The organism is Streptomyces paradoxus, from assembly GCF_014202475.1.
Taxonomy (GTDB): Bacteria; Actinomycetota; Actinomycetes; order Streptomycetales; family Streptomycetaceae; genus Streptomyces; species Streptomyces paradoxus.
This window is the reverse complement of sequence record NZ_JACHGV010000004.1, coordinates 505,707-521,261: the sequence shown is the minus strand read 5'-3', so window position 1 is coordinate 521,261 and position 15,555 is coordinate 505,707. Positions and strand designations below refer to the sequence as shown.

Below are 15,555 nucleotides of genomic sequence, written 5' to 3'. Positions count from 1 at the left end.
ATCACCGTCACCCATACCGGTGAGCCGCTCAGGCCCTCTGCCCGGCTTCCACAGAGCAGCCCGACGGCCACTCACGGTGACACATCATGAGCATGTCAAGTCGCATGGCAACGTGACATCGGAACGGCTTGCAGACCGCGAGAAGGAGGAGAAAACCCACCCGGACATGCGACGACCCCCGCCGGGGGGGAGAGCGGGGGTCGTCCCCACGGCCGACTCGGGGGGGGAGGAGTCGGGCCGGGTTAGCACGGTCGCGAACGATCCGTGACTTCCATGGTGTACCCGAGAGCCTTCTCAGGCAAACCCACGCGCCCCCACCTTACGCCGAATGGGCTGCCCCTATGCTCTGGGGCGTGGAAAACCACTCGTTGCCCCGCACAGCTGCCTTCTTTGACCTGGACAAGACGGTCATTGCGAAGTCGAGCACGCTCACGTTCAGCAAGTCGTTCTACCAAGGCGGTCTGATCAACCGCAGGGCCGTCTTGCGTACCGCATATGCCCAGTTCGTCTTCCTGGCCGGCGGCGCAGACCACGACCAGATGGAGCGCATGCGCGCATATCTGTCCGCCCTGTGCCGCGGCTGGAACGTGGAGCAGGTCAAGGAGATCGTCGCCGAGACGCTGCACGACCTGATCGACCCGATCATCTACGACGAGGCCGCCTCGCTCATCGAGGAGCACCACACCGCCGGCCGCGACGTCGTGATCGTCTCCACCTCCGGCGCGGAGGTGGTCGAGCCGATCGGCGAGCTGCTGGGGGCGGACCGCGTGGTCGCCACCCGCATGGTCGTGGGCGACGACGGCTGCTTCACCGGTGAGGTGGAGTACTACGCCTACGGCCCGACCAAGGCCGAGGCCGTGAGGGAACTGGCCGAGTCCGAGGGTTACGACCTCAGCCGCTGCTATGCCTACAGCGACTCGGCGACCGATGTGCCGATGCTGGAATCCGTCGGGAACCCGCATGCCGTGAACCCGGACCGGGCACTGCGCCGCGAGGCTCTCTCGCGCGGATGGCCGATCCTGGACTTCCACCGCCCGGTCCGCCTCAAGCAGCGCATCCCCGCGTTCTCCGTGCCGCCGCGCCCGGCGCTGGTCGCGGTCGCGGCGATAGGCGCCGCCGCTGCCACCGCGGGACTCGTCTGGTACGCGAACAGGCGCCGGACGACGGCCGCTTGACCTGCGGCGACCGGCCGCCCCATGTGAACCCAAAAGTAAAGAAGTGCAGTCTGGACTTCCGCTTGCTCCGGGGCAGGAGTACAAAGGACTCAACGGCCCGCGAGACCAAGGACATCCGAGAGGATCACCTTTTAACGCATTTGGCCCCACGGACCGAGCATGAACACCGGGCACCCACGCGACGTCGACCCGTCGAATACGGGCCAGCCGCACCAGGGACGGGCAAAGCTCCCGGCCTGATGGGCATATATCGAGGACGCTTGGTAACCCGATGCTCATGCCAGCGGCGGTACGAGAACTCGTACCGCCGCATCATTGTTCCGGCCGAATGACGTCACGCCGCTCCGCGCTGCAGCGCCTCGCACACGGCCATCGACTCGCGGGCCCCCAGTTCGACCGCCCTGCCGCAGTGGGCGATCCAGGCCGCGACGCCTTCCGGAGTACCGGAGACGTACCCGCCGAGGGCTTCCAGATAGGCGTCGCGTCCCAGCTCGGCGTGGCCGACCTCGGCCGCACAGACCGACTTCGGGTCCAGGCCGCTGCCGACCAGGACGATGCGTTCGGCCGTGCGGGCGACCAGGCCGTTGTGGGACGTGAAGGGGCGCAGCGCCAGAAGTTCGCCGTGCACGACGGCTGCCGTCACCAGCGCCGGTGCCGAGCCGCCCGCGATGATCAGGCCGGCCAGTCCGTCCAGCCTGCCGTGCGTCTCGGTGGCGCTCGGCAGCGGCAGTCCGACGAGCGGCTCGTCGACCTGCTCGCCCTCCTTGCGGGGGCGCCCCACCTGGTCGCCCTGGTCCGCGACCGCCACCAGGTGCAGCCGGGCCAGCACCCGCAAGGGCGACTGCCGCCAGATCGACAGCAGCTGGCCCGCCTCCGCGGTGAGCCGCAGGGCGGCGCCCACGGTGCGGGCCTCGTCGTCGCCGCTGAAGTCCGTACGGCGGCGCACCTCCTCCAGAGCCCAGTCGGCGCCGGACAGCGCCGCCGAGCCGCGGGCGCCGCGCAGGGCGGCCTCGGAGGTGATCGCGTTGCTGCGCCGCCGCATGACCCGGTGCCCGTAGACCCGGTCCACGGCCTTGCGTACGGACTCCACGGAATCGGCCACTCCGGGCAGCGCCCCCAGGGCCGCGAGGGGATCGGCGCTCGCGCCTGCTGTACTCATGAGTACGACCCTACGCATCCCCGGGCCCGGCCCCACGGCGGAGTGGCCTTCTTCACGCGCGCGTGCGCCTGACGGCGTCACCCCGGAGGGCTACCCCCTGGCCGCTGCCGGAGGACCGGGTACGCCCTTGGGAGCCGGGGCGGGACGGTCCGACAGGAAGGACGCCCAGCCCTCCTTGGGTGCCTGGCCGACCTGCAGCGTGCGCAGCTTCTCCAGCGTCTTCGGGTCCTGCGCGTCCAGCCAGTCCACGAGCTGCCGGAACGAGACGCAGCGCACCTCCTCCTTGGTGCAGACCGTCTCGATGACCTCCTCGACGGCCCGCATGTAGGTGCCGCCGTTCCAGGACTCGAAGTGGTTGCCGATGATCAGGGGCGCGCGGTTGCCGTTGTAGGCCCGTGAGAAGCCCTTGAGCAGGCCGTCACGCATCTGGTCGCCCCAGAAGTCGTGCATGGCGGGGTTGCCCTGGGTCTTGGTGCCCGACTGGTTGACCATGAAGTTGTAGTCCATGGTGAGCTGCTCGAAGGAATGGCCGGGGAACGGCACGAGCTGCATGGACACGTCCCACAGGCCCTGCTTCTTCTTCGGCCAGACCTGGTCGTTCACGCCACTGGTGTCATAGCGGAAGCCCAGGTCGCGGGCCGCCCTCATGAAGTTGCGCTGGCCTTCGAGGCAGGGCGTGCGGGCGCCGATGAGCTCCTTGTCGTAGTCGAAGGGCAGGGGGGGCGCGTCCTTCAGGCCGGTGTTGGTCTTCCAGGTCTTCACGAACTGCTTGGCCTGGAAAATCTCGTCCTTCCACTCCTCGACCGACCACTCGCCCACGCCGCCGCCGCTGCCGCAGAAGTGGCCGTTGAAGTGGGTCCCGATCTCGTTGCCCTCCAGCCACGCCAGGCGCAGCTGCTCCGCGGTGGCGGCGATGCCGCTGGGGTCGTTGAAACCGATGTCGGAGCGCCCCGGTGAGTGTTGCGGGGGCCGGTACCGGTCGCGCTGCTCGTTCGGCAGCATGTACACGCCGCTCAGGAAGTACGTCATGGTCGCGTTGTTGTCCTTGGCGACCTTGCGGAAGTGGGAGAAGAGCTTCTGGCTGTCCTCGCCCGCGCCGTCCCAGGAGAAGACGACGAACTGCGGGGGCTTCTGGCCGGGCCGCAGGCGTTCGGGTCTGGGCAGGTTCGGCTGGGCGCCGGTGTAGGCGGTCGAGCCGTCGCCGATCAGCCGGATCGCGCTCTTCGGCGCCTGTGCCGGTGCCGGTTTCCGCGGGGCGGGGGCTTCTTGCCGGGGGATGCCGGTCGCGCAACCGGCGAGCGATGCGGCGCAGACCGCGGCGATCACGGAACTCGCGGCGATTCTGTGGGTGGCGGCCATGTTCCGCCCACCTTCTTCCTTCTCTCGGGTGCGGACAGCGCCGCCAAATTCGCACGAGATCGAGAAGGAATTAGTACGACAAGCCGATCAAAGAGCCACTTCACTCGTCAGAGTGATGTATTCACCCATTTGCCCGTAAAGTCTATGCTCGCCCTTTACTCTGCATTACGATCCGTTTACCGAGCGTTGATTCATCCCGCCGAATTACACCGTGACCGCCGCGACCGAACCCGCCCGAAGCGGACCCCACCGTTACGCGACCGCGCAGCCCCGGAGGAGACGGGAAACCATGTCAGCCTGCGTCCCCACACGCGCCGCCGACCCGAACCGGACCGAACGCACCCATCCGCCCCACAGTCCGCCGCCGGCCGGGCCCCGCCGATTCCGGATCGCGGGTGCCGACGTGTCGGCCTCGATCGCGGTCTTCCTGATCGCCCTGCCCCTGTCCCTGGGCATCGCCCTCGCCACCGGCGCCCCCCTCCAGGCCGGCCTCGTCGCCGCGGCCGTGGGCGGACTGGTCGCCGGGCGGCTCGGCGGCTCCGCGCTCCAGGTGAGCGGACCGGCCGCCGGACTCACCGTCGTCACCGCCGACCTCATCCAGCGCTACGGCTGGCGGACGACCTGCGCCATCACCGTCCTCGCCGGCCTCGCCCAACTGGGCCTGGGCTGCCTGCGCGTGGCCCGTGGCGCTCTCGCCGTCAGCCCCGCCATCGTGCACGGCATGCTCGCCGGGATCGGCGTCACCATCGCCGTCGCCCAGCTGCACATCATGCTCGGCGGCACACCGCAGAGTTCCGTCCCGGACAACCTCCGCGCGCTGCCCGCCCAGCTGGCGGACATGCGTCCCGAGTCGGTGTCCGTGAGCGTGCTGACCCTGGCGCTGCTGCTGCTCTGGCCGAGACTGCCCGGCCGGGCCGGACTCCTGCTGCGCAAGGTCCCGGCCGCGCTCGTCGCCGTCGCCGGAGCCACCGCGGCCGCCGCCCTCGCCGGGCTCCGCCTGCCCAAGGTCGACCTGCCGTCCTGGAGCAACCATGCCCTGGCCGGGCTCCCCGAGGGCCCCGTGCTCGGGCTGGTCGCCGCCGTGCTCACCACCACCCTGGTGTGCAGCGTGCAGTCACTGCTCGGCGCCGTAGCCGTGGACAAGCTGGTGGCCGGCCGGCCCGGCCTGTCGCCCCGCGTCGGGCGCTCCAACCTCGACCGCGAACTGCTCGGGCAGGGCGCCGCCAACATCGTCTCCGGCTCGCTCGGCGGACTGCCCATCGCCGGTGTGGCCGTGCGGAGTTCGGCGAATGTGCACGCGGGTGCCGTCAGCCGGAACTCCACGATGCTGCACGGCGTTCTCGTAGTGATCGCCGCGCTGCTGATGGTCCCGATCCTGGAGCTCATCCCGCTGGCCTCGCTCGCCGCCCTGGTGATGGCCGTCGGCGTCCAGATGGTCTCCCTGAACCACATCCGCACGGTGACCCGCCACCGGGAAGTCTGGGTCTACGCCGTCACCACCCTCGGCGTGGTCTCCCTCGGCGTCCTGGAGGGCGTGGCGCTCGGCATCGCCATGGCCGTCGGCGTCGCCCTGCACCGCCTCACCCGCACTCGCATCACGCACGAGGAGAAGGAAGGAGTCCACCACGTCCACGTCAGAGGGCAGTTGACGTTCCTCGCGGTGCCACGGCTCAGCCGGGCCCTGCATCTCGTGCCTCACGGTGCCGACACCGTCGTCGAGCTGGACGGGTCGTTCATGGACCACGCGGCGTACGAGACGTTGCAGGACTGGCAGAAGACGCACACCGCGCAGGGCGGCACCGTCGAGATCACCGGCCGGCATCCCGGCACCCGCATCTCCGAGCCCCAGTCCGGCACCGACTGCCGTTGCCGGCCCTGGACGCCCTGGCGCAACCACCAGTGCGACGGCCCTCAGTCCGCACCCCCGCCTGAGAAGAACCCGGACGGGTCGGACCGCGCCGAGACGGAGCCGACGGGCACCGGTGGAGCCAGGGGGCACGAACTCGTGCGTGGCATCAGCGCGTTCCAGCGCAACACCGCGCCCCTGGTGCGCAGCGAGCTGGCCCGGCTGGCACGTGAGGGGCAGCGGCCTTCGCAGCTCTTCCTGACCTGCGCGGACTCCCGGCTGGTCACGTCGATGATCACCTCCAGTGGTCCGGGGGACCTGTTCGTCGTGCGCAACGTCGGCAACCTCGTGCCACGCCCGGGCGAGGAGAGCGGCGACGACTCGGTGGCCGCCGCCATCGAGTACGCCGTGGACGTGCTCAGGGTGCGGTCCATCACGGTGTGCGGACACTCGGGCTGCGGCGCCATGCAGGCGCTGCTCGACTCCGAGCCCGGCGGCGCCCGGACCCCGCTGAAGCGGTGGCTGCGGCACGGGCTGCCGAGCCTGGAGCGCATGGCCGACGCGAGTCTGCCCTGGGGCAAGCTGGCCGGACGCCACCCCGAGGACGCGGTCGAGCAGCTCTCCCTGACGAACGTCGTCCAGCAGCTGGAACACCTGCGCGCCCACGACTCGGTCGCCCGGGCCCTCGACGAGGGCACCCTGGAGCTGCACGGGATGTACTTCCACGTGGGCGAGGCCGAGGCGTATCTGCTCACCGAGACGGATACCGGAGGGGTCTTCGACCGGGTACGGGAGTCGGACCTGACGGCGTGAGCCGGACGCCGGGCCCGGGTGTGCGATGGCTCGGCACGGGTTGAGGGTGTGCTCCCGATCGAGCCGGGGGCACACCCGACGGCCCGTCGCAGCGGACCGCCCCGGCAGGCTTCCGGGCCCCGGCTTCACCCGAGCACCCGAGTAGGTGTCAGGCCCCCGCCTCGCACGACCGCCCCCAGCAGGCCGCGACCGTCCGCCCCACCGCAGCGCCCTCACAAGCTGCCGACCGCCGCCGCCCCATCGCCGAGCCACCCGGCCACCCGCCTCCCCCGAACACGCCCCGACTTCCCACAACCCACCCGAGCTTCGGGTGACGGGCGGCACCCGCAGTGAACTTTCCCTGGTCGGCGTCCGTGGGTACGGATGACCCCGGTCCCCGACAGCACCGCCCGACAGGTCTAAACCAATCGGCGGTCGGCCCTTGTCATCGCACCCTCGGGTCTGATGAGCTGTGGCCTGGGACACAACGGACACCCTGGGAAAGGCAGATGCCGTGAGCAACGAAAGCCTGGCCAACCTGCTCAAGGAAGAGCGCAGGTTCGCACCCCCCGCCGACCTGGCAGCGAACGCCAACGTCACGGCGGAGGCGTATGAACAGGCCAAGGCTGACAGGCTCGGCTTCTGGGCCGAGCAGGCCCGTCGGCTGACCTGGGCCAAGGAGCCCACCGAGACCCTCGACTGGTCGAACCCGCCGTTCGCCAAGTGGTTCAAGGACGGCGAACTCAACGTCGCCTACAACTGCGTCGACCGGCACGTGGAGGCCGGTCACGGCGACCGGGTCGCCATCCACTTCGAGGGCGAGCCCGGCGACAGCCGCGCGATCACCTACGCCGAGCTCAAGGACGAGGTCTCCAAAGCCGCCAACGCCCTTGTGGAGCTGGGAGTCCAGGCGGGCGACCGGGTCGCCGTCTACATGCCGATGATCCCCGAGACGGCGATCGCGATGCTGGCCTGCGCCCGGATCGGCGCCGCGCACTCCGTCGTCTTCGGCGGCTTCTCCTCGGACGCCCTCGCCACCCGCATCCAGGACGCCGACGCGCGCGTGATCATCACCGCCGACGGCGGTTACCGGCGCGGCAAGCCGTCCGCGCTCAAGCCGGCCGTGGACGAGGCGGTCGAGAAGGCGGGCATCGTCGAGCACGTGCTGGTCGTACGCCGCACGGGCCAGGAGGTCGCCTTCACCGAGGGCCGCGACGTGTGGTGGCACGACCTGGTGGGGCGGCAGAACGCGGAGCACACCCCGCAGGCCTTCAACGCCGAGCACCCGCTGTTCATCCTCTACACCTCGGGCACCACGGGTAAGCCGAAGGGCATCCTGCACACCTCCGGCGGCTACCTGACACAGACCGCCTACACCCACAACGCGGTCTTCGACCTCAAGCCGGAGACGGACGTGTACTGGTGCACGGCCGACGTCGGCTGGGTCACCGGACACTCCTACATCGTCTACGGCCCGCTGGCGAACGGCGCGACGCAGGTCATGTACGAGGGCACGCCCGACACCCCGCACCAGGGCCGCTTCTGGGAGATCGTCCAGAAGTACGGCGTCACGATCCTCTACACCGCGCCGACCGCGATCCGTACGTTCATGAAGTGGGGCGACGACATCCCCGCCAAGTTCGACCTGTCCAGCCTGCGCGTGCTGGGCTCGGTGGGCGAGCCGATCAACCCCGAGGCGTGGATCTGGTACCGCAAGAACATCGGCGGCGACCGCACCCCGGTGGTCGACACCTGGTGGCAGACCGAGACCGGCTCGATGATGATCACCCCGCTGCCGGGCGTGACCGCGACCAAGCCCGGCTCCGCGCAGACGCCGCTGCCCGGCATCTCCGCGACGGTCGTCGACGACGAGGCCAACGAGGTGCCGAACGGCGGTGGCGGCTACCTGGTGCTGACCGAGCCGTGGCCGTCGATGCTGCGCACCATCTGGGGCGACGACCAGCGATTCATCGACACGTACTGGTCGCGCTTCGAGGGCAAGTACTTCGCCGGAGACGGCGCCAAGAAGGACGACGACGGCGACATCTGGCTGCTCGGCCGGGTCGACGACGTCATGCTCGTCTCCGGGCACAACATCTCCACCACGGAGGTCGAGTCGGCCCTGGTCTCCCACCCCTCGGTCGCCGAGGCGGCCGTGGTCGGCGCCGCGGACGAGACCACCGGGCAGGCGATCGTCGCATTCGTGATCCTGCGCGGTACGGCCTCGGAGACCGAGGACCTGGTCGCCGAGCTGCGCACCCACGTCGGCAACACCCTCGGCCCGATCGCCAAGCCCAAGCGGATCCTGCCGGTGGCGGAGCTGCCCAAGACCCGCTCCGGCAAGATCATGCGCCGTCTGCTGCGTGACGTCGCCGAGAACCGCCAGCTGGGCGACGTCACCACGCTGACCGACTCCACGGTCATGGACCTCATCCAGGCCAAGCTGCCCGCCGCGGCCAGCGAGGACTGATCGCGGCACCGGCATGGCGGAGCTGACGGAGGGCACCCATCAGCGGGTGCCCTCCGTCAGGACGCACCAGCGGCGAGGGCCGCGGGATGCGCACAGCCGTACGCTTACCTAAACTAAGCAAAACAAGTGCTCCATGGTGCGCCGGGAAGTCTGGTCGGCAGGTGTTCCGCCCTGCCCATCGACCGGAGGTCTCCCCCGTGACCGCGCCCCGCCCCACCACCCCCCGTAAGGTCCTCGGTCGGCTGTCATTGCCCGAGCGGACCTATGTGGCCAACGCGCTGCGCACCGAGACCGTCGGCGGGGTACTGCTGCTCGCCGCCGCGGTCACCGCGCTGCTCTGGGCGAACATCCCCGCGCTGCACGACAGCTACGAGAGCGTCTCCCACTTCCACATCGGCCCCGCCGCCCTCGGCCTCGACCTGTCCGTCGCGCACTGGGCCGCCGACGGACTGCTGGCGATCTTCTTCTTCGTCGCCGGGATCGAACTCAAGCGGGAACTCGTGGCGGGTGACCTGCGCGACCCGAAGGCCGCCGCGCTGCCGGTCGTCGCCGCCCTGTGCGGCATGGCCGTACCGGCGCTCGTCTACACCGTCACCGCGGTCGCCGGCGGCGGCTCCCTGGACGGCTGGGCCGTGCCGACCGCCACCGACATCGCCTTCGCGCTCGCCGTGCTCGCCGTCATCGGCACCTCCCTGCCGAGCGCGCTGCGGGCCTTCCTGCTCACACTCGCCGTCGTCGACGACCTCTTCGCGATCCTGATCATCGCCGTCTTCTTCACCGCCGACCTGAACTTCGCCGCGCTCGGCGGCTCCGTCGCCGGGCTGCTGCTCTTCTGGGTGCTGCTGCGGGCGGGCGTCCGCGGCTGGTACGTGTACGTGCCGCTCGCCCTCGTCGTCTGGGCGCTGATGTACAACAGCGGCATCCACGCCACCGTCGCCGGTGTCGCCATGGGCCTGATGCTGCGCTGCCACCGCCGCGAGGGGGAGGACCGCTCCCTTGGCGAGCGCATCGAGCACCTCGTGCGGCCGCTGTCGGCGGGGCTGGCGGTGCCGTTGTTCGCGTTGTTCAGCGCGGGGGTCGTGGTGTCCGGCGGGGCGCTCGCCGACGTGTTCAGCACGCCCGAGACTCTCGGCGTCGTCCTCGGGCTCGTCGTCGGCAAGACGCTCGGCATCTTCGGCGGGACGTGGCTGGCGGCCCGTTTCACCCGCGCCTCGCTCAGCGACGACCTCGCCTGGGCCGACGTGTTCGCTGTGGCGAGTCTCGCCGGCATCGGCTTCACCGTGTCGCTGCTCATCGGTGAACTCGCCTTCGACGGCGATCAGGCGATGACCAACGAGGTCAAGGCAGCCGTCCTGCTGGGCTCGCTGATCGCCGCGACACTCGCGACCGTTCTGCTGAAGATGCGGAACGCCAAGTACCGCCGGCTGTGGGAGGACGAGGAGCGCGACGAGGACGCCGACGGCGTCCCGGACGTCTACGAGGAGGACGACCCCGCCTACCACCTGCGGCTCGCCGCCCTCTACGAGCGCAAGGCCGCCGACCACCGCCGGATCGCCCGGGAGAAGGCAACCGCACACCACGGGCTTGCCGAAGTACCGGGCGGGGCAGGCGAGGACCACCATCGTCCGGCATGATCTGACGAGACGGTACAAAAGACGGGACCTTACGCAGTCGGACCGTGCCCGGCCGGACGACTGTGGCGGGTCAGGGACAAGACGCGGACAACGGACCGTACGCAGAAGAGGGAGACCGCGATGAGCGCACCCGACGGCAGCCCGGTCGGCGCCGAACGCAGCATCGGCCAGCTGTTCGCCTCGGCGACAGCGGAAATGTCGGCGCTGGTGCACGACGAGATCGCGCTGGCGAAGGCGCAGCTCAGGCAGGACGTGAAGCGGGGCGCGACCAGCGGAGGCGCCTTCTCGGCGGCCGGCGCGGTGCTGATCTTCTCCCTGCCGATGCTGAACTTCGCGCTGGCGTACGGCATCCGCACCTGGAGCGACTGGAACCTCGCGGTCTGCTTCCTGCTGTCGTTCGCGGCGAACGTGCTCGTCGCCGGGGTACTCGCGCTGATCGGCGTGACCTTCGCGAAGAAGGCCAAGAAGGGCAAGGGCCCGCAGAAGGTCGCCGCGTCGATGAAGGAGAGCGCCGTCGTGCTGCAGAAGGCCAAGCCGCACCCGCGGCCGGAGCTCCCGCAGGACCGGGTCCCCGAGGCCATCGAGGCTGTGGCACGCTCGTCGTCATGACGGACCCCGACACACCCCCGGCACCACCGGCTCCGGCCGTCCTGCTCGACGGCCCCTGGAGCCATCGCGACGTCGCCGCCAACGGCGCCCGCTTCCACATCGCCGAGCTCGGCGACGGGCCGCTGGTGCTGCTGCTGCACGGCTTCCCGCAGTTCTGGTGGACCTGGCGGCACCAGCTCGTGGCGCTCGCCGACGCGGGTTTCCGGGCCGTCGCCATGGACCTGCGGGGCGTCGGCGGCAGCGACCGCACACCGCGCGGCTACGACCCCGCCAACCTCGCGCTCGACGTCACCGGCGTCATCCGCTCCCTCGGCGAGCCGGATGCCGCGCTGGTCGGCCACGACCTGGGCGGATACCTCGCGTGGACGGCGGCGGCGATGCGCCCCAAGCTGGTGCGGCGGCTGGCGGTCGCGTCCATGCCGCACCCGCGGCGCTGGCGCTCGGCCATGCTGAGGGACGTCAAGCAGAGCCGCGCCGGTTCACACATCTGGGGGTTCCAGCGCCCCTGGATCCCGGAGCGGCAGCTCACCGCCGACGACGGGGCGCTCGTGGCGGAGCTGATCCAGGAGTGGTCCGGGCCGCGCCCGCCCGAGGACGAGGCGCTGGAGACGTACCGCCGCGCCATGTGCATCCCCTCCGCGGCGCACTGCGCGGTCGAGCCGTACCGCTGGATGGTGCGTTCCCTGGCCCGCCCCGACGGCATCCAGTTCAACCGGCGGATGAAGCGGCCCGTGCGCGTGCCGACCCTGCATCTGCACGGCTCGCTCGACCCCGTGATGCGCACGCGCAGCGCGGCCGGGTCCGGCGAGTACGTCGAAGCCCCCTACCGCTGGCGCCTGTTCGACGGCCTCGGTCACTTCCCGCACGAGGAGGACCCGGTCGCGTTCTCCTCGGAACTCATCAACTGGCTCCGGGATCCCGAACCCGACCGGTGACCGGTCGGCCTCGCCCGGTCACCGGCACGTGAACGCTTGTCTGACGAACGGCCAATTGCCCGGCGCATAGGCCAATTGGACGCCCCGGGCGCGGTTATCGACCATGGGGCGGGGGCACACGTCGGGGTATGGGCTGGACGCACGACTACAGTGACGCAACCCGCAATCGCCGCTCGGCGAGCGGTACGAACCCCCACCAGCGAAGCGGCGCACCGCAGATGGTGACCGCGGATCCCAGGGTGGGGATCCCGCGCATCCTCCGCCGCCGGGCCCGCTGGGTCTCCGTACGTCTGCGCCACACACGCGACTGAGGCGTCACCCTCGCGAGTGACGCCCCGGCACCTGCCGCCTCAGCTCCGCGCCTAGAGCGCGCAGCTGTCGCTGCCCACCTGCTGGTTGGCGGTGCGGCCCTTGGTGATGTCCTGCTGGATCTCGTCCACGGTCAGCGCGTACCCGGTCTTGGCGTCGTCGAGGGACTTGGCGAACACCACGCCGTAGACCTTGCCGTCGGGGGTGAGCAGCGGGCCGCCGGAGTTGCCCTGGCGGACTGTCGCGAACAGGGAGTAGACGTCGCGGCGGACCGTGCCGCGGTGGTAGATGTCCGGGCCGTTGGCCGAGATGCGGCCACGCACGCGTGCGGCCCGCACGTCGTACGACCCGTTCTCCGGGAAGCCCGCGACGATCGCGCTGTCGCCGCTGGCCGCGTCCTTCCCGGTGAACCGCAGGACGGGCGCCTTGAGATTGGGCACGTCGAGGACGGCGATGTCGCGCCGCCAGTCGTAGAGCACGACCTTGGCGTCGTACTTCCTGCCCTCGCCGCCTATCTGCACGGTCGGCTCGTCGACTCCGCCCACCACGTGCGCGTTGGTCATGACGCGGCGGTCGGAGAAGACGAAGCCCGTGCCCTCCAGGACCTTGCCGCAGCTCGGGGCCGTGCCCGTGACCTTGACGATGGAACGCTGGGCGCGGGTCGCCACCGGGCTGTTCGCCAGGGCCGGGTCGGGCGGCCGGACGTCGGTGATCGGCTCGTTCGAGAACGGGCTGAAGACCTGCGGGAAGCCGTTCTGCGCGAGGACGGAGGAGAAGTCCGCGAACCAGGTGGCCGCTTGGTCCGGCAGGGCCTGCGAGACGCCCAGCAGCACCTTGGAGTTGCGGACCTCCTTGCCGAGCGTGGGCAGCGTCGTGCCCGCGAGGGCCGAGCCGATCAGCCAGGCGACGAGGAGCATCGCCACGACGTTGACCAGGGCGCCACCGGTGGCGTCGAGGGCCCGGGCCGGGGACCAGGTGATGTGCCGGCGCAGCTTGTTGCCGAGGTGGGTGGTCAGGGCCTGGCCGACGGAGGCGCAGACGATGACGACGACGACCGCGACGACGGCGGCGGTCGTGTTCACCTCCGCGTTGTCCGTCAGTGCGTCCCAGATGACGGGCAGCACGTACACCGCGACGAGGCCGCCGCCCAGGAAGCCGATCACCGACAGGATGCCGACGACGAACCCCTGGCGGTACCCCACGACCGCGAACCACACGGCGGCGACCAGCAACAAGATGTCCAGCACGTTCACGGAGGCCACCCTGTCATGCGCGCCAGTCGAGCGGGACCTGCTTCTCGCGGTCCCAGGGCCGCTCCCAGCCCGCGAAGTGCAGCAGCCGGTCGATGATTCCGGCCGTGAAACCCCAGACAAGGGCTGATTCGACCAGAAATGCCGGACCTCGGTGGCCGCTGGGGTGGACGGTGGTCGCTCGGTTGGCGGGATCAGTGAGATCCACCACGGGGACGGTGAAGACCCTCGCGGTCTCGTTCGGATCGACGACCCCGACCGGGCTCGGCTCCCGCCACCAGCCCAGCACGGGTGTGACGACGAAGCCGCTGACCGGGATGTAGAGCCGGGGCAGGACGCCGAAGAGCTGGACGCCGGAGGGATCGAGGCCGGTCTCCTCCTCCGCCTCGCGCAGGGCGGCCCGCAGCGGGCCGTCACCGAACGGGTCGCCGTCCTCCGGGTCGAGGGCGCCGCCCGGGAAGGAAGGCTGGCCGGCATGCGAGCGCAGGGAGGTCGCACGCTCCATGAGCAGCAGCTCCGGCCCCTGTGCGCCCTCACCGAACAGGACCAGCACGGCGGACTGCCGTCCGGCGCCGTCCTCCGGCGGCAGGAAGCGGCTCAGCTGCGTCGGCCGGACGGTCTCCACGGCGTGCACCACCGGGTCCAGCCAGCCGGGCAGCCCGTCCTTGCTCAGCACCACCGGGCCGTCCTGTGTGTCGCTCGCGCGCGTCATCGCCACCCCCGTCGTCCTGCCGCATCCAACGCGCGGCGGCCCCGAGATCGTTCCGTGAGCGCCCGGGATCCCCTGAACGGGCGGCGCGTCAGGCTCCCAGGGGGGCGCGTCGGGCCGCTTGGGCGGCGGACCGCATGTTTCGGGCGGTTCATCCGGCCCCCAGCGGCGGCGCCGGTGTGCCGCCCGCGTCCAGATAGGCCTGCGGCGGCTTCAGACGCTGGCCGGGGAAGCCGCCCTTCTCGTACTTGAGGAGCTTCTTCGCCTTCTCCGGGTCGGTCTCGCCCTCGCCGTACGCCGGGCAGAGCGGGGCGATCGGGCAGGCGCCGCACGCGGGCTTGCGGGCGTGGCAGATGCGTCGGCCGTGCCAGATCACGTGGTGCGAGAGGTCCGTCCAGTCGCTCTTCGGGAAGAGCGCGCCGACGGCGGCCTCGATCTTGTCCGGGTCGGTCTCGGCGGTCCACCGCCAGCGGCGCACCAGGCGCTGGAAATGCGTGTCCACGGTGATGCCGGGGCGCCCGAAGGCGTTGCCCAGCACGACGAACGCGGTCTTGCGGCCGACGCCGGGCAGCTTCACCAGGTCCTCGAGACGCCCGGGCACCTCACCGCCGAAGTCCTCGGCCAGGGCCTTCGACAGCCCTATGACCGACTTCGTCTTGGCCCGGAAGAAGCCGCACGGGCGGAGGATCTCCTCGACCTCCTCGGGGTTGGCGGCGGCCAGGTCCTCCGGGGTCGGGTACTTGGCGAAGAGGGAGGGGGTCGTCTGATTGACCCGCAGGTCGGTCGTCTGGGCGGACAGGACCGTGGCGACGACCAGTTGGAAGGGGTTCTCGAAGTCCAGCTCGGGGTGCGCGTACGGGAAGACCTCGGCGAGCTCGCGGTTGATGCGGCGGGCCCGGCGGACCAGGGCGGTACGCGACTCGTCCCCCGGCGGGTGGACGACGGTCTTGGCGGGGGCGGTGCCCTTGATGCGGGCGGTGGCTTTCTTGGGCGCGACCGTGACCTTCTTGGCCGCGGGCGCCTTCTTCACGGACGCGGCCTTGGTGGCCTTCCTGGGAGCGGCCGCCTTCTTGGAGGCCGGCTTGGAAGCCGATGCCGTCTTGGAAGCCGTGGCCTTCGAGGCAGTCGCCTTGGAGGCAGCGCCCTTCGAGGACGCTGCCTTCTTCGCGGACGCGGCCTTCTTCACCGGCTCCGTCTTGTTCTGTTTCGCCGTTTTCCTACCGCCATCGGGGCTCTGTTCGCCCACAGCGGAATCGCGACGTACAACCACCCGCGCAGCCCCCTCGGCCTGTGCTCTCACCGGCGATT

12 protein-coding genes are annotated in these 15,555 nt (G+C 70.6%); 7 read left to right on the top strand and 5 right to left on the bottom strand.

Annotated features, from left to right (window positions below):
• The first annotated feature begins 341 nt into the window (after positions 1–341).
• Positions 342–1,175 (top strand): HAD family hydrolase, encoded by an 834-nt coding sequence (locus HNR57_RS16910; protein ID WP_184560821.1) that lies wholly within the window; start codon positions 342–344, stop codon positions 1,173–1,175.
• Positions 1,176–1,509: 334 nt separating this feature from the next.
• Here the strand turns inward: HNR57_RS16910 and HNR57_RS16905 are convergent, their stop codons facing one another.
• Together HNR57_RS16905 and HNR57_RS16900 are read right to left on the bottom strand one after the other, a co-directional pair.
• Positions 1,510–2,334, bottom strand: coding sequence for a Fic family protein (locus tag HNR57_RS16905; RefSeq protein ID WP_184560820.1), 825 nt, complete (start codon positions 2,332–2,334; stop codon positions 1,510–1,512).
• Between the two features lie 90 nt (positions 2,335–2,424).
• Positions 2,425–3,693 carry a polysaccharide deacetylase family protein gene (locus HNR57_RS16900; RefSeq protein ID WP_184560819.1) on the bottom strand — a complete coding sequence of 423 codons (1,269 nt, stop codon included), beginning with the start codon at positions 3,691–3,693 and terminating at the stop codon, positions 2,425–2,427.
• A 289-nt stretch (positions 3,694–3,982) separates the two neighbouring features.
• On the opposite strand from HNR57_RS16900, the gene HNR57_RS16895 reads away from it, so the two are divergent.
• From HNR57_RS16895 to HNR57_RS39570, 6 genes are all read left to right on the top strand, one after another.
• A complete protein-coding gene (locus tag HNR57_RS16895; protein WP_184560818.1) occupies positions 3,983–6,352 on the top strand; it encodes a bifunctional SulP family inorganic anion transporter/carbonic anhydrase in 2,370 nt (789 codons plus the stop codon).
• Between the two features lie 493 nt (positions 6,353–6,845).
• Entirely contained in the window at positions 6,846–8,801 is a 1,956-nt protein-coding gene (gene acs, locus HNR57_RS16890; RefSeq protein ID WP_184560817.1) for an acetate--CoA ligase, read from the top strand.
• A 197-nt stretch (positions 8,802–8,998) separates the two neighbouring features.
• Complete coding sequence (gene nhaA, locus HNR57_RS16885) at positions 8,999–10,435, top strand: Na+/H+ antiporter NhaA (protein WP_184560816.1); 1,437 nt, start codon at positions 8,999–9,001, stop codon at positions 10,433–10,435.
• A gap of 120 nt (positions 10,436–10,555) precedes the next feature.
• Entirely contained in the window at positions 10,556–11,044 is a 489-nt protein-coding gene (locus tag HNR57_RS16880) for a phage holin family protein (protein WP_184560815.1), read from the top strand.
• Positions 11,041–11,979: an alpha/beta fold hydrolase gene (locus HNR57_RS16875; RefSeq protein ID WP_184560814.1), complete on the top strand. Its 939-nt coding sequence runs from the start codon at positions 11,041–11,043 to the stop codon at positions 11,977–11,979. The genes HNR57_RS16880 and HNR57_RS16875 overlap by 4 nt, the downstream gene beginning before the upstream one ends.
• A gap of 128 nt (positions 11,980–12,107) precedes the next feature.
• On the top strand, positions 12,108–12,290 hold the full coding sequence (locus tag HNR57_RS39570) for a hypothetical protein (protein ID WP_079129072.1): 183 nt from the start codon (positions 12,108–12,110) through the stop codon (positions 12,288–12,290).
• A gap of 51 nt (positions 12,291–12,341) precedes the next feature.
• Here the strand turns inward: HNR57_RS39570 and HNR57_RS16870 are convergent, their stop codons facing one another.
• From HNR57_RS16870 to nth, 3 genes are all read right to left on the bottom strand, one after another.
• Positions 12,342–13,541, bottom strand: coding sequence for a MarP family serine protease (locus tag HNR57_RS16870; RefSeq protein WP_184560813.1), 1,200 nt, complete (start codon positions 13,539–13,541; stop codon positions 12,342–12,344).
• Positions 13,542–13,554: 13 nt separating this feature from the next.
• Positions 13,555–14,250 (bottom strand): NUDIX hydrolase, encoded by a 696-nt coding sequence (locus HNR57_RS16865; protein WP_184560812.1) that lies wholly within the window; start codon positions 14,248–14,250, stop codon positions 13,555–13,557.
• A 148-nt stretch (positions 14,251–14,398) separates the two neighbouring features.
• Complete coding sequence (nth, locus tag HNR57_RS16860; protein WP_184560811.1) at positions 14,399–15,433, bottom strand: endonuclease III; 1,035 nt, start codon at positions 15,431–15,433, stop codon at positions 14,399–14,401.
• Between the last annotated feature and the right edge of the window lie 122 nt (positions 15,434–15,555).